15 protein-coding genes and 1 pseudogene are annotated in these 13,122 nt (G+C 39.2%); 12 read left to right on the forward strand and 4 right to left on the reverse strand.

Annotation, left to right across the window (positions count from 1 at the left end; translation table 11 throughout):
• Window positions 1–169: 169 nt before the first annotated feature.
• On the reverse strand, window positions 170–574 hold the full coding sequence (locus IQ246_RS24690) for a hypothetical protein (RefSeq protein WP_194005962.1): 405 nt from the start codon (window positions 572–574) through the stop codon (window positions 170–172).
• A gap of 50 nt (window positions 575–624) precedes the next feature.
• Between IQ246_RS24690 and IQ246_RS24695 the strand changes: the two genes are divergently transcribed.
• Window positions 625–798, forward strand: coding sequence for a hypothetical protein (locus IQ246_RS24695; RefSeq protein ID WP_194005963.1), 174 nt, complete (start codon window positions 625–627; stop codon window positions 796–798).
• Between the two features lie 54 nt (window positions 799–852).
• Here IQ246_RS24695 and IQ246_RS24700 read toward each other — a convergent pair whose 3' ends face one another.
• From IQ246_RS24700 to IQ246_RS24710, 3 genes and pseudogenes are all read right to left on the reverse strand, one after another.
• Window positions 853–1,104 carry a hypothetical protein gene (locus tag IQ246_RS24700; RefSeq protein WP_194005964.1) on the reverse strand — a complete coding sequence of 84 codons (252 nt, stop codon included), beginning with the start codon at window positions 1,102–1,104 and terminating at the stop codon, window positions 853–855.
• A 135-nt stretch (window positions 1,105–1,239) separates the two neighbouring features.
• Window positions 1,240–1,530 carry an HNH endonuclease gene (locus tag IQ246_RS24705; RefSeq protein WP_194005965.1) on the reverse strand — a complete coding sequence of 97 codons (291 nt, stop codon included), beginning with the start codon at window positions 1,528–1,530 and terminating at the stop codon, window positions 1,240–1,242.
• A gap of 39 nt (window positions 1,531–1,569) precedes the next feature.
• A pseudogene (locus IQ246_RS24710) lies at window positions 1,570–2,446 on the reverse strand (sigma-70 family RNA polymerase sigma factor).
• 664 nt (window positions 2,447–3,110) lie between these two features.
• Here IQ246_RS24710 and IQ246_RS24715 point away from each other — a divergent pair.
• The 11 genes from IQ246_RS24715 (at window position 3,111) to IQ246_RS24760 (ending at window position 13,021) form a co-directional block, all read left to right on the forward strand.
• A complete protein-coding gene (locus IQ246_RS24715) occupies window positions 3,111–3,398 on the forward strand; it encodes a hypothetical protein (protein ID WP_194005966.1) in 288 nt (95 codons plus the stop codon).
• Window positions 3,399–3,522: 124 nt separating this feature from the next.
• Window positions 3,523–3,963, forward strand: coding sequence for a hypothetical protein (locus tag IQ246_RS24720; protein ID WP_244142152.1), 441 nt, complete (start codon window positions 3,523–3,525; stop codon window positions 3,961–3,963).
• Window positions 3,964–4,015: 52 nt separating this feature from the next.
• Window positions 4,016–4,348 (forward strand): hypothetical protein, encoded by a 333-nt coding sequence (locus tag IQ246_RS30610; protein ID WP_244142153.1) that lies wholly within the window; start codon window positions 4,016–4,018, stop codon window positions 4,346–4,348.
• A complete protein-coding gene (locus IQ246_RS24725; RefSeq protein WP_244142154.1) occupies window positions 4,342–7,077 on the forward strand; it encodes an AAA family ATPase in 2,736 nt (911 codons plus the stop codon). Before IQ246_RS30610 ends, IQ246_RS24725 begins: the two co-directional genes overlap by 7 nt.
• Before the next feature lie 54 nt (window positions 7,078–7,131).
• Entirely contained in the window at window positions 7,132–7,578 is a 447-nt protein-coding gene (locus IQ246_RS24730; RefSeq protein ID WP_194005968.1) for a hypothetical protein, read from the forward strand.
• Window positions 7,547–8,272, forward strand: a complete 726-nt coding sequence (locus IQ246_RS29980) for a hypothetical protein (protein WP_244142155.1) — start codon at window positions 7,547–7,549, stop codon at window positions 8,270–8,272. The genes IQ246_RS24730 and IQ246_RS29980 overlap by 32 nt, the downstream gene beginning before the upstream one ends.
• The gene (locus tag IQ246_RS24740) at window positions 8,272–9,327 is read left to right on the forward strand and encodes a type IV secretion system protein (protein ID WP_194005969.1); all 1,056 of its coding nucleotides are present in this window, start codon (window positions 8,272–8,274) and stop codon (window positions 9,325–9,327) included. Before IQ246_RS29980 ends, IQ246_RS24740 begins: the two co-directional genes overlap by 1 nt.
• Entirely contained in the window at window positions 9,328–10,053 is a 726-nt protein-coding gene (locus IQ246_RS24745; protein ID WP_194005970.1) for a hypothetical protein, read from the forward strand.
• Entirely contained in the window at window positions 10,050–11,534 is a 1,485-nt protein-coding gene (locus IQ246_RS24750) for a hypothetical protein (RefSeq protein ID WP_194005971.1), read from the forward strand. The genes IQ246_RS24745 and IQ246_RS24750 overlap by 4 nt, the downstream gene beginning before the upstream one ends.
• Complete coding sequence (locus IQ246_RS24755; protein WP_194005972.1) at window positions 11,531–12,283, forward strand: hypothetical protein; 753 nt, start codon at window positions 11,531–11,533, stop codon at window positions 12,281–12,283. Before IQ246_RS24750 ends, IQ246_RS24755 begins: the two co-directional genes overlap by 4 nt.
• 30 nt (window positions 12,284–12,313) lie before the next feature.
• On the forward strand, window positions 12,314–13,021 hold the full coding sequence (locus IQ246_RS24760; RefSeq protein ID WP_194005973.1) for a hypothetical protein: 708 nt from the start codon (window positions 12,314–12,316) through the stop codon (window positions 13,019–13,021).
• Window positions 13,022–13,122: the final 101 nt, after the last annotated feature.

Genomic DNA, 13,122 nt, shown 5'->3' on the forward strand with positions numbered 1-13,122 from the left:
CATTAACAGAAGAAGGTTTAGCTGCAAGACTTGGTGTAAATGTAGAAACTATACGCGAGCAGCGAACTAATTTGCACCCACCGCTTTTTGTAGCGTGGTGTAAGGGCAAGGATAAATCGGGTATGGGGTGGGAATTTCACAAAAATACGGGGTTATATCATCCGGCAAGTTAGTCGGGAATACTTTTAACCTCCTCTAAGTGCTTTTTAAGCGTATAAGGGCAATCGGGAGCTTTAATTGCACTAGCGTAAGGCAATTTATAAGATGCCCACAGTTGCCACCGTAAGACATCAACCCCAATCGCTGCACCACTGTATTGCACTCGACAATCTTTATCTGGTTTATCAAGAATATTTATGATGATAGTGTTAACCATCTCTGTCTTGAGTGCATTAGTTATTCCCATTGGTAGCTTGATGAGCCATTGTTTGATTTGGGGCGAACGCAGCCAGTCAGTAATTTGGTTATTAGTGGGAGTTAGACGATTGGCTAATAGTGCAGTCTTTGGCGATTCAGCATTCTTGAATGTTTCTCTTGTAGAAGAATTGTGTGATTTACTATTCTTGTTTGACATAGGAATTCAGGTTTTCCTCACAGCCACTTATTCTATATAATATCATTAACTTGCCAAGAGAAGAAGTTAGAGAAGGTATCAAAGACTTGGTAACTTTTCAAGCAGAATATTTTAGCCAAAGCCTTAATCAAAGATACTTTCTGTTCGGCGAAGTTATTCAACGTTTTCTGTCTTTGTTGGGAGATAAATCAGTAACAACTGACATTAATGTTTATACTGCATAGGCGATCGCTCCCTAACAAAGACACTTTTGATTGGTTTTTGAGCGCAACGAAAGTTTACCCTACCTTTCCCTCGTCACTCCGATAGTTCATAGCTCTGGGTTTTCTCTTCTTAAGAGGGACTACAGATTTCTTGGGTGGTTGGGGACGACGGCATTGTTCACAGTAGAGCGGTCGAGGGCCAAAAGTCTCGCGTTGGGTTGGCTGTTGGCACTGCTGACAGACGAAGTTGAAAACGCGAGTGTGAATCTCGCGTTTGTGCGCTCTGACGGTGTATTCTCGGACTTCGATAATCTTGCTGCTTGGCATGGTCTACCTGGGTGTTTATCTCTCAATAAAAAAATATAAGCTTTCGCTGATTCCTATCTTATTAGATTTGATTGTTATGCCGTTGCTAATGAAATACAAACGCAAAGATTGTGGCAGATTGGCATGATAATAAAACTAAAACAATGACAACTGCCCTGGAGAAACATTGCCTCGTCCAAAGCGGTGGTAATCAAGATGGCAGCTACTACAAAGGCAAATCAAGTTCTCGATCCTGTTATCAGAAGGGTCGAAGTTGTAGTGATGTACTTGTAGGTTATATACCCGACGTTGGGATTTAGACCAGCCTTGGGGTTTTTCACCTGGGCGCAGGCAAACGCGCGAGCATTTAGTACAACGCCAGTTAGAAGCTTGCTTTATAGCAGTGGCAATTTCTTTCCAATCTTTGGAGTAGCGGGTTCGACTCATACAAACAAATATTTGAGAGAACAGCAACATTAACTAATTTTAATCAACAAAATACTCTCTGATATTATCTTGATGACGGCGAAGAATTTTCATTGCTTGATTTTCAATTTTAACAACTCGCTCTCGACTAAGTTTAAGGCGTTTTGCAATTTGGTTTAAGCTCATTGGGCGATCATCCCCTAATCCAAAACGTAGAGTCAAGACTTCTCGTTGCTTCGGTTTTAACAATGCTAGTAACTTGCTCAATTCCTGATACAGAAGCTCTTGATTGATTTGCTCCGAGGGAGAGTTATCAGGTATAGGCAAGATATTGATTAATTCAGTTTCTTGTTCGTTTCCGACTCGCATCTCTAAAGAAACGGGATGTTTCGAGACATTCAGAGATTCCCGAATTAAAGAAGGCTTGAGTTTCAAGGACTCGGCAATTTCTGCCACAGTAGGACGACGACCCAGTGATTGAGATAGTTCTCGCTCTTGCTTCTTGATCTGATTGAGTCTTTCGTTGAGATGGATGGGCAATCGAATAGCCCCGGTTAGGGTCAAACTTTTCAATACTCCGCTGCAAACCAAGTGCCCCTTCTTGGATCAAGTCGGGAAACTCTAAATTGCGGTTTTGATGCTTCTTGGCGATTGAAACCACTAGTCGCAGATTTGCAGTGATCATCTTCTGTTTCGCTCGTTGTCCAAGGTTCAGAATTTCAAGCACTTGGGCTTCAGTCTTTTGGACTGTCTTTGCTAGTTCTTTAGGAGTTGGTTTACGGTGCAGCTGTTGTGTTTGTTGCTCTATTGTTTGCTCAATTGCAATCATCTGCTGCACCTGCCTTGCATACGCAATCTCAAGAGATTGAGTCAGTAGAGGATAACGACCGATTTCCTGGAGGTAAGAGTGAACTAGATCAGGAGTTGCACTAGCCATGTTTTTATTAGTTGTGATGAATTATTTCTAAGCTTTTAGCCAGCATCTATATTGGACATGAATTTGATTGATTACCAGAGGCATTCTTATTATAGATAAGCAGGAGATGTCTATCAATAGTTCATATTATTTACGGAAAAAATTAAGGTAAACAAATGTAAAGTTTATGATATTTGAAGACAGATAATATTAACAACTACTAAACTAATTATGCTACAAATATAAGATAGTTCATCATGCAAGTATCCTAATAAATGCTATGCACCCAATAGAGTTTAAGAAGAAGTGGAAATTAACTTATCAAGAGATGGCGTTCGTATTAGGATACGAAAGTTACGATACTGTCCGAAGCTGGTTCAGGTGTGGAAAGAAGCATCGAAATCCAATGAAGGTTGTTCATACAACTTGCTGGCTTCTGAATGAGAAGTGGGAACGCGAAGGAAAAAAAATAGTTGCTTTTTACCTATAAGAGTGATCCATAAAAATAAATGCCCAGCCGTGTGTTGAAATTATTCGTTGTTGAGGATGGCTTGTTTGACGGCTGGGCATTTATTTCTTGGCAGTATGCTAAATATTTTCTAACTGGGTAAAATGTCCCCTTCCCAGCCATGAAAAAAGCGGGTATTTTATGTGTAGTTAAAAGTTCCAAGAAATTCTCAGAATCATGGGGATAGGGGGTTTAACCTGGCAACATGAAGAACTAACAAGACCAGAAGTTGCGGCGATGTTAAGGCCAAAGGTTTCTGCAAGGCAACTACAAGCATATTTGAATATAGCTCGCAAGCACTTGCCAGAGTTTAAGAAATTCACCAACAAAAAAACAGGTGGTCTAAATGGCATGAGCAAGCTATATAAGTATCATATTGCTCCCCTTCAAGAAATTCGCTCTCTAGCTAGAGAGCATACTTTAGCTGATATAGAGGAGTTTCTTCAAAGAGGATCAAAAAAGTAAGTTAATACTACTTGCTTTGTGCATTTTCAACTCAGAATTTGCTTTAGGGGAAAAGTTACTGGGTTTAGATTAAAGGTTTTTTCTTTCCCCTTTTTATAGAACGATGAACAAAGGAGTAATTGTTTTGGCATCTAATAATCAATTTCAACCCAAGCAACGAACACCAAGCCAAAATTTGGCAAAAACTTTCGCCAAACTAGGGCAAAAATATCAGTATCATATTTACGCAGTTGGTACTACTATGATTGTTTCGGGACAAGCAATACCAGCTCATGCATTTGGGCTATTTGATCCAACTCAAATAGCCCTGACATGTATGTTTAGTGGTGCTGCGGTACAAGGTAATGCCTTAATGAACGCCCTGCCAGCAGTAATTAATGCAGCAATTACAGTTATGCTGTTTGTTTATTTTGTAGCTAGTAGCTTCAAAGTAGCTAACGCAATCGGAGATGGACAAGAAATTACCCAAGTAATTCAACAGCCTGTCGGCATCTTCTTTACAACCCTTGTGTTATTTATTGCACAGCAAATTCTGTTTGCAAACATTACGGCTGCTTGCACTTGAACCACGTATACAGGACAGGTCAGTGTGATCCGCATTGACCTTAATTTTTTATATGAAAAACAAAAAAGATTTAATACACATCAATCAATCCATCGGTAAAGCCGCGCCAATTGGTATCTTTACAGGTTTTCAATTTGCCGCCTCTTTGATTTCCCTTGGTGCTGGATTTCTTGGAGCATTTCTGTTTGGAGCAGGAATGATTTGGAGTATTTTAGTTGGTATATGGCTAGCGGTAACTATCTTATTTTTGTCTGGTCAAAATCCTCACCTATTTTGGTCTAGGATTTTTCCCATTACTCCTTTATGGGTGCGTAGTTACGTGAAATATTCTTCTCCTCAGAACAAAAGAAAGGTTGGCTCCCGTAAGGCCCCCAAATCATGGTGAAAGCTCAAGTTAATCAAAATAAAAGGTTAAGCCCTTTTGAAGATTCTTTAGACTTAGCAACGCTTGTTAAGCTCAAAAAATCAGGCTACGTAATTGGAGCTTATTTACTTAGTAAAAATCAGGTAGGCGATACTAACAATACTTTACAATTAATCTTTGGATATACTTGCACAGGAATCCATCCCTCATTTAACTCCTCTAAGCAAGTAGAAGCGATTGCCGAAGCCTTTGAAAATGGTTGTAAGGAAATCCCACAGGGCGAAAGAGTTACTTTTCGCTGGAGTTCATTTTGTAGCGACAGTGATATTGAAGAACGTTATCAGCAGCGTTTAACAACTCCCGTTTCTGATGAAAGTGAGTTTTTAGATTATGCTCAACTAGCAAGAACCCAAGAGTTAATTCGCAATAAACAACGCAAGACTATTACCTTAAATATTTATACTACCTTTACTGTTAAGCCTGGAGGAACTGAGCCAGGTGATCCTATAGATAGGGCTATTACTAAACTCTCTAACTTTCTTCAGCGCAAGTTTACCCCGACAGGTGCGAGTGAGCTTACTAACAAGGTACTAACACAGATTTTAGAGAAAGCAATTAACGCTTCTTTGAGATATCAACAAATATTATCTAGTATGAAACTGCATCCCTCGCCAAAGAGTGAGAAGCAGCTTTGGAAAGAATTATCTAATCATATTGGTTCAATACCGACTAAAGTTCCTCACACCTTAATTCTTGATGAACAAGGTTTAAGGGAAGAGTTTAATGAGTCTTCTGTCTCACCCCGTAGGTATGTTGAGCAAACTCATGCCGCTTCTGTTTTACTGAACAATGGTGTTCCTTACGCGGATCGCAAGTGGGTATGCCTACCTACTCGTGATGGTAGTAAGAAATATGTTGGCGTGATGACACTTGCTCAAAAGCCGGAAATCTTCCAATCTGTTGCTGATCAAATCTGCTTTTTGTGGAACGTTTTTTCTCGTGACGTTATTCACGATATCGAAGTAATCACAGAAATTAGTCCGGCTGATCCAAAGATGGTTAGAGTTGCCCAGCAATTGATCACTAAGCGATCGCACAACACAGCTCGCTCCAACAGTAAAACCATTGATGTGCTGTCACAAATTAATGTTGAGCGCTCTGTTGATGCTCAAAAGCAACTTTATACAGGTGACGTTCCAGAACATTTAGCACTGATTATACTAGTTTACCGTGATAGCCCTGAAGAAATTGATGACGCTTGTAGATTGATATCTGGTTACATTAACCAGCCCACTGAATTATCACGTGAAATCCAGTACAGCTGGTTGATTTGGCTAGAAACTTTGCTATTAAAGCAAAAACCACAACTGACTAGTCCATATAATCGTCGGAGAACTTTTTTCACTAGTGAGGTGATTGCGATGGCTAATATTGTTCAAAATGCTACGGCCGATGGGCAAGGGTTTGAATTAATTGCTAACGAAGGACACTCTCCAGTAAATATTGATTTCTCGAAAACTAAAAATTTAATGGTTACTGGCACGACTGGCAGTGGGAAGTCAGTTTTAGTTGCTTCCATAATTGCAGAGTGTTTAAGCTTGGCGATGTCCATCACAATGATTGACTTGCCTAATGATGATGGCTCAGGGACTTTTGGAGATTTTACCCCTTACTACGGAGGTTTTTACTTTGATATTTCTAAACAATCTAATAATCTCGTTCAGCCTTTAGACTTATCAAAAGTTCCTGAAGAACAAACAGAGGATCGCGTTAAAGCCCATCGCAGCGACGTCAATTTAATACTTTTACAGCTAGTGCTAGGGTCACAACAGTTTGACGGTTTTCTTGCTCAAACTATTGAATCTCTAATCCCTCTTGGTACAAAAGCTTTCTACGAAGATCCTGACATTCAACGTCGGTTTACAGAAGCAAGGGTAGACGGACTGGGTTCTACTGCTTGGACTAACACCCCGACACTGGTAGATATGGAAAAGTTTTTTGTCCCAGAGCGCATTGATTTAGGCTATCAGGACGACAATATAGATAAAGCGCTCAAGTATATTCGCTTACGACTCCAGTATTGGAAAGCTAGCTCAATTGGCGATGCCATTTGCAAGCCATCTACTTTTGAAACTGATTCTAAGCTTATCACCTTTGCTTTAACTAATTTGCAATCGAATAAGGAATCTGAGGTGTTTGCAATGTCTGCATACATCGCAGCTTCCAGGCAATCCTTATCTTGTCCGAACAGTGTTTTCTTTATGGATGAAGCCAGCGTACTATTGCGGTTCCCCGCATTTTCTCGCTTAGTTGGTCGCAAGTGTGCTACCGCTCGCAAGTCTGGATGTCGTATTATTATAGCCGCTCAAGATGTAATATCTATAGCTAGATCAGAGGCAGGGGAACAAATATTACAAAACATGCCCTTGAGGTTGATAGGAAAAATAGTTTCTGGTGCAGCTAACAGCTTTCATGAACACCTAGGTATCCCAACTGAAATTATCGAAAATAATGAAACATTTGCACCGGACGCTCAACAGTTGTACACATTGTGGCTGTTTGATTACAACAAAACATACATCAAGTGTCGCTACTATCCTTCATACCCTCTACTCGCTTTAGTTGTTAATAGTCGGGAGGAACAAGCTGCACGGGATCGCTTTAAGTTGCAGTATCGTGATAAGTTTGATTGGCTCTTACACTTCTCCAAGCATTACGTCTCATGTATCAAGCAAGGTAAACCATTATAAAATATAAAATTGATTTCGCAGATAATTAAGTCACTTAAACGAAATAAAGTTAAAATGATGTTTAAAAAAGCTGCTATCGTTTTACTGGGTGGTGTTTTAGTTTTTGGTGCTTGCAAAACAATTAGTGATAATCAAGCTAAAACTAGCGCTAAATTAATTGAAAGAAAGAAAGAATGTGAGTTTCAAATAGAGAAAGCAAAGGATTTTATTAGTTTAAGTCCAAGTTTAATTAAATTAATTAATGAAAAAACTGCTAATCCCAAACTGTCTCAACCTAGTGCAACAGCAGGTTATAACGAAGGTGGCGAATATTTATTAATTACAGGAAAATTACCTAAACTTGATGTTACTGAAGAAATTCCATCAGCTTTAGTAATTGAAGTAAAGTCTTTTGATTTTAAAAATAAACAAGTAACAGTTTCTTCTGACTGTGTACCGGAACCATTCACAGTTAATTTAGGCGATTTATATGCAGTTTTCCAAACAGTTGATTATTATTAGTACCGTTTCTGCTGTTTCTGTTGCTACAACTATTCCCGTTATGGGGCAAACTATACCCGGATTTCTCACACAGTTTCAACAAATATATCAATCTTTGCAAAGACATGTAGAAGCATACAAAGAGGAATTTACACAAGCATGGGGAGAACTTGGAGAAGAGCTAACAAAAGATATAAATTCAACCATTGGTGATTTGGGAATACCTGATCCTTTGGATGCTGGTAAAAAGATCAAAGTCACAATATCGAAAAAAGATACAGATTTACTTGAAACTAATGCTAGCGCTCAAGCCCAAGGCGCTGTAATTGATTGGAATGAACAATATAGCCGTGGGCAAGCACAGTCTATTTTAGGTGCTGAAGGTCAGCGAGTTCAAGCACAAGAAGCAGAAATTTCTAATAATGCTGCCGTTACTTCGCTTGATAACGCTCAAGCTGCACAAGCCGACGTAATCACTCAAGACATCTTGAAAAAGATGGCAGAACAAAATCTTCAAAGCGCAGTAATAGCTAAATCAATCCACGCTGAATCACAAAAACAATCACGCGCTTTAGCTACTGCTAATATCAATTTAGCTGATATTTCTAGCCGCACTAATGAACAAGCTAGAAAGCAAGAAGCAGAGTCTAATGCAACTGCTACAGAAATTATTAGATCTGCTGCTAGTATTGATGCTTTTTGGGAGGATCAATAATGTTACTAAATTATGTTTTTGCTCAATCAAATGGGCAACAAGCAGGACAAAATACAGGTACGACAATTGCTCCTGAGATAATAGACTCTGTTAACAAAGGTTCAGAGTTAATGATCAACTCCTTTAAGGGAGACTGGGCTAGCTTTGCTAATGGACAAGCACCAGTATATACGGCTGTGGTAGCTACTTCTACAATGATTGCTGTTGTCTTAGTTAGCTGGTGGAGTTTAGGTTGGTATAGTAAATTTTCTGAAGAGGGTTTTTCACCTGATGTTATCAGTGAAACTATTTACCCTTTGTTAGTGATTCTGATGCTAACTAATAATGGTGCAATGTTAGCTAGTACATGTTTAGCATTACGAAATACTACAGTAACGCTAAATAGAAGTATTCTAAGTATTACTAAAAACGGTGTAACACTGAAAGATTCTATCAGGATGGTAAACTCAGATCAATCTTTCGTACTTGCAACGCAAACAATATTAGCGAGATGTGACACACTATCAGGAGTAGAAAAAGATGCGGAAGGAAATATTACTAATAAACAAGAAGAATGCAAAAATCAAGCTATTGATAACGCCAGACAAGAAGCAATAAAAGCTAGAGAAAAGAAAAAATTAGGTTCTGGAAGCGGTAGTTGGAATCCTTTGGATCTTGGCGCAGAAACTATTAATAACGTAGTTCAAGGTGTAGTATTTATTATTTTGAACGGCATGGAGGCAGCATTCCAATATATATTACAACTTTCATTCCTACTAACTGCTTATGTGTCCCCCATTTTTCTTGTTCTATCTTTGCTTCCTGTGAGTAGTAAAGCAATTTATGCATGGCTGTCAGGATGGCTTGCTCTTACTTTAGTCCTTATCTCTTATTCGATAATTGTCGGAATAGCTGCTAGTGCAATTGTTGATGCTCCTTCCACTAATCCTCTACTACATCAGCTTATTCAAGCCATCTTTTCTCCCTTGCTTGCTTTAGCAATAGGTACTGGTGGAGGTCTTTCTGTTTTCTCTGCCATCACTGGTAGCAGCAAGTTCGTTTTAGGAAAAAGATAAATGAGATTACTGGAAAGAAAAGAACTAAATTTTACGCCAATTTTTTTGATAGGTAATGCCGTACTTGTTACTATTTTATTATTTATTGAATTACTGAATTTCTCCCGTGTTGGTAAAATTGCCGAATCGAAAGCACCTACACTTGTAGAACTTGGAAATGGTGAGTCTATCAGAGTATCGTCAATAAATAATTACGAGCGTTCCCCTCAAGCAATCACATATTTCGTCGGTCAGACAATGACGGGTTTACTTAGTTGGAATGCAGTTCCAGTTTCACTTAATGAATACAGTCCAAATACCTCTGACAAAATAAAACTTGATTCTGGCGTCCAGGCTGGAGATCAGAAAATCACAACTACAACATGGTCAGCCGGATTTGCTTTATCTGAAGATTTTCGAGCACCATTCCTTAAGGAGATAGCCAAGCTAACACCTCCTGATGTTTTCAATGGAACAACTCAATCAATATTAAAAGTCAATCTTTTTAGTGAGCCGAAGAAAATTGGACAAGGTAAATGGTCTATTGACATGGTTGCTGAAGTTATTGTTTTTCAGGGAAACAATATGGTTGGTTCACCCATTGCCTTTAACAAAACAATTTTTGTTAGGGCGATAGATACTCCAATACTTCCCCATATTTCATCTCAACATCAGCAAACAGCTTCTCGTGTTCGTCAAGCGGGAATGGAAATATATAAGATTCAAGATTTAGGGTTAGGCAAATGACTCAAACAATCGATACTACTGAAGCTGTTATTAATACTACAATTGAAAATACCACTGAAGTTAATAATACAGATACCGCCAACACATCTTCAGAGAAGAAGAAAAAGGATTTTGCGGCGATGAATGGGGTAAATAGCATAAAGCCTCAAGAACCTATTGCCCAGAGTAAACAAGAAGAAGTTGAGCCGGAGCTATTTACTACAACCCGACCAATTTCACAAAATCCTTTAATCAAGATGGCAGTGGTTGGAGGTGGAATACTTTTATTCATTGCACTCATTGGTAGTGTTATTAATGGTTCTATATCTGCTTTAAACCAGGCTACTACTAAAACTGGTGAGCCAACAAAAACTGAAGATGTATCTCAAGAATCTCAGGCTGTTGATGAAACAGGACAGACGAAGACAGCGCTAGCTTTGACCAGTCAACAAGAAAAGTTCGAGAAACTTCGCAATCAAAAGGCTCAAGAACAAGAAGCAGTCTCATCGCCCAAACCCTTGGTTGTCCCTCCTCCTCAACCAAGGGTTATACCTCAACGGCAACCTATTGCCCGTTCTATCTCTCCACAACCTAAATTAGTCGCCCCCCCTAGAATCCCACAACCACAGCCTAAACCTGTTGCAGTTTCTCGCCCTATTAAGCAGGCATCTGTTTCTAGAATCCAGTCTCAACCTGTAGACCCTGCTCAACAGTGGCAAGCGGCTGCTCAGATTGGTAGCTTTTCTAGTTCTAGTGTTGAGGATGAATTACCAGACGTTAATGGAATAAAGGGCGGTACGGGGCAAAGTGTAAAAACTTCTGACCAGGATGTAATGGAGTCAGGAAATAATCAAGAAGTTGATTACGATGCAAAACGTGTACTCGTAGGGAGTAAGACTGAGGGTAAGCTAGAAACTCCCATCGCTTGGAGTCCCCAGAATTCAAGCAATGTAGCTCAGAATTATCTGATTAAGATATCGAAGCCTCTTAAGGCTGCTGATAATAGTGAAGTCTTGCCATTAGGTTCTTACCTTGTGGCCCAGTTAAGCAATTCAAACTCTTCAGGATTTGTGCATCTGCACGGAGTTGCAGTTCTAATTAACAAGGATGGCGAAACTCAACAAAAACAATTACCTGAAAACTCTGTTTTGATTCTATCAAAAGAAGGCAGCTTCCTTAAAGCTCAATCTCGTAATGGTAGTAATGTTGGAAATTCTCTTATGTCCGCGGTTATTGCAGGTGTTGCTAAAGCTGCTGAAATCCAAAATCGCCCCACTGCTCAAATAACTACTACTTCATCAGGTATTTCAACTAGTAGCACAACCAATGGAGAGAGAGATTTGCTGTCTGGATTTGGTGAGGGTGCATTTGGGAATGTCCTGCGAGATATTCAGGCATCTAATCAAAGACAAGCTAGTGAGTTTAGTTCGCAAGATAAAGTATTTGTTATAGATGCAGGTAAAACAGTTCAAATATTTATTAATCAAGCTATATCTTTATGAAAAGAGTTTTAGCTTTAGCTGCCATATTTTCAATTTATACTACTCAAGCTTTGGCTATGCCTGCAAGAGTTATATACTCTCAAGATATTGATTCAATGGGCATTGAGTTAAAAGTCTCCAAGGGTTATGGCTTAACCCTTGATTTCATGGCTACAGGTGAAACCATTAAACAAGTATGGATAGGAGATCCAAGCCGTTTTGCTTTTACCTCAAATGGTAATTTATGCTCAAAAGGTGATGACCAAAATTGTGAAGGTGGCAAAGCTACAGTTTTATTTATCAGGCAGATTAAGCCAATTGCATTTCCTAACATGACATCAAGCGGCGATGGCAGCACTCAAATTACTATCCTTACTAATCAAAAACAATATCAATTTAAGTTAATAGCAACTGGCGGACAGCCTTCATATACAAGTTTGGTAATTAAGCCGGAATCAGAGAAGCCTCAGCCGCTGCCGAGAAATATACCACTAAGCCCTGCACTAAATGGCACACCACAACTCACAACAGTTTCACGCACAGCCAAACCTGTCGGTACATCTTTACAGAGGAATGATGCTAATGCTCTAGCCTATGGACTATTGATTGCCAAACACAAAGGGCAGATTCGACAAAGCTCTCCTAAATGGAATCAAATACAAACTGCGATCGCTTTACTCCGACAAGGTAAATCACGCGCAGATTCAGCCAGAATCTCAGGTACAACGATATCAGTTATTGAGCAGTTGATTAAGTGGGGACAGATCTAAGTTTGAAGTTAAATACTCAGGACACATCGAATGAACTACCAAAGTTGTTTGCTATTAGCATCTTTAGCTTTATGCTCAATTCAATTGCCATCAATAGCTCAAGTTCCAACAATTACCTATAGTCAAGGAAAGTACCAAACTCAAGCGCCAGATTGGTCAAAGATTACTTGGGATACTTTACCTCCAGTGCAACAACCGGGATATTTAAAGATTCCTCAAAACCTCATTTCAGTATTTGGTTATGATCCATCACGAGAATGGTCGGCAGGACAAAAAGCTGATTCGGTGGTGATGCTGGGAGATATAGATGATGCTTTTAAAACTAGTTCTTTTACTCTTAAGCAATTATCTACAATTGTCCCAATCAATCCCAAACTTACACTTAAAGATGTTGGCTTAATGCAATGGCAAACACCGTTATCTCTACTTAAGGCAATCCCTGGAATAGGTAATCTTAACGCAAATCTTGTACCACCCATAGCAGCAATCATGTCCAGAGTCCGCATGGGTGGGGGGAAAATATCACGATTAATCAAATCAAATCCTGAAGCCGCCAACATCCCACTAGGTAAACTTGATTTAGCCAAGTATTCTACCGAGTCAATTCCAGGACTGACAACTACACCTCTAAGTAAGTTTCAAGGCTGGCAGGGTAGTTTTATTAACCAAGTCCCTGGCTTGAGCCAAGTTCCTTTCAATAAGATGCCTCAGCTAGGGGAAACGCACCTTATTTACTAATAAAAACTAAGAGAGATTTCAAAATGACATAGATAAGTGTAAAAATTCCTAAAATGATAAATAAAATGAATGAAGTATTCTGAAAAATATGAATTAGATTA

This window comes from aff. Roholtiella sp. LEGE 12411 (assembly GCF_015206995.1).
Classification (GTDB): Bacteria; Cyanobacteriota; Cyanobacteriia; order Cyanobacteriales; family Nostocaceae; genus Komarekiella.

Coding starts and splice junctions, on each gene's coding strand:
- IQ246_RS24690 (WP_194005962.1), bottom strand. CDS start 574: ATGTCAAACAAGAATAGTAAATCACACAATTCTTCTACAAGAGAAACA.
- IQ246_RS24700 (WP_194005964.1), bottom strand. CDS start 1,104: ATGCCAAGCAGCAAGATTATCGAAGTCCGAGAATACACCGTCAGAGCG.
- IQ246_RS24705 (WP_194005965.1), bottom strand. CDS start 1,530: ATGAGTCGAACCCGCTACTCCAAAGATTGGAAAGAAATTGCCACTGCT.
- IQ246_RS24715 (WP_194005966.1), top strand. CDS start 3,111: ATGGGGATAGGGGGTTTAACCTGGCAACATGAAGAACTAACAAGACCA.
- IQ246_RS30610 (WP_244142153.1), top strand. CDS start 4,016: ATGAAAAACAAAAAAGATTTAATACACATCAATCAATCCATCGGTAAA.
- IQ246_RS24725 (WP_244142154.1), top strand. CDS start 4,342: ATGGTGAAAGCTCAAGTTAATCAAAATAAAAGGTTAAGCCCTTTTGAA.
- IQ246_RS24730 (WP_194005968.1), top strand. CDS start 7,132: ATGATGTTTAAAAAAGCTGCTATCGTTTTACTGGGTGGTGTTTTAGTT.
- IQ246_RS29980 (WP_244142155.1), top strand. CDS start 7,547: ATGCAGTTTTCCAAACAGTTGATTATTATTAGTACCGTTTCTGCTGTT.
- IQ246_RS24740 (WP_194005969.1), top strand. CDS start 8,272: ATGTTACTAAATTATGTTTTTGCTCAATCAAATGGGCAACAAGCAGGA.
- IQ246_RS24745 (WP_194005970.1), top strand. CDS start 9,328: ATGAGATTACTGGAAAGAAAAGAACTAAATTTTACGCCAATTTTTTTG.
- IQ246_RS24750 (WP_194005971.1), top strand. CDS start 10,050: ATGACTCAAACAATCGATACTACTGAAGCTGTTATTAATACTACAATT.
- IQ246_RS24755 (WP_194005972.1), top strand. CDS start 11,531: ATGAAAAGAGTTTTAGCTTTAGCTGCCATATTTTCAATTTATACTACT.
- IQ246_RS24760 (WP_194005973.1), top strand. CDS start 12,314: ATGAACTACCAAAGTTGTTTGCTATTAGCATCTTTAGCTTTATGCTCA.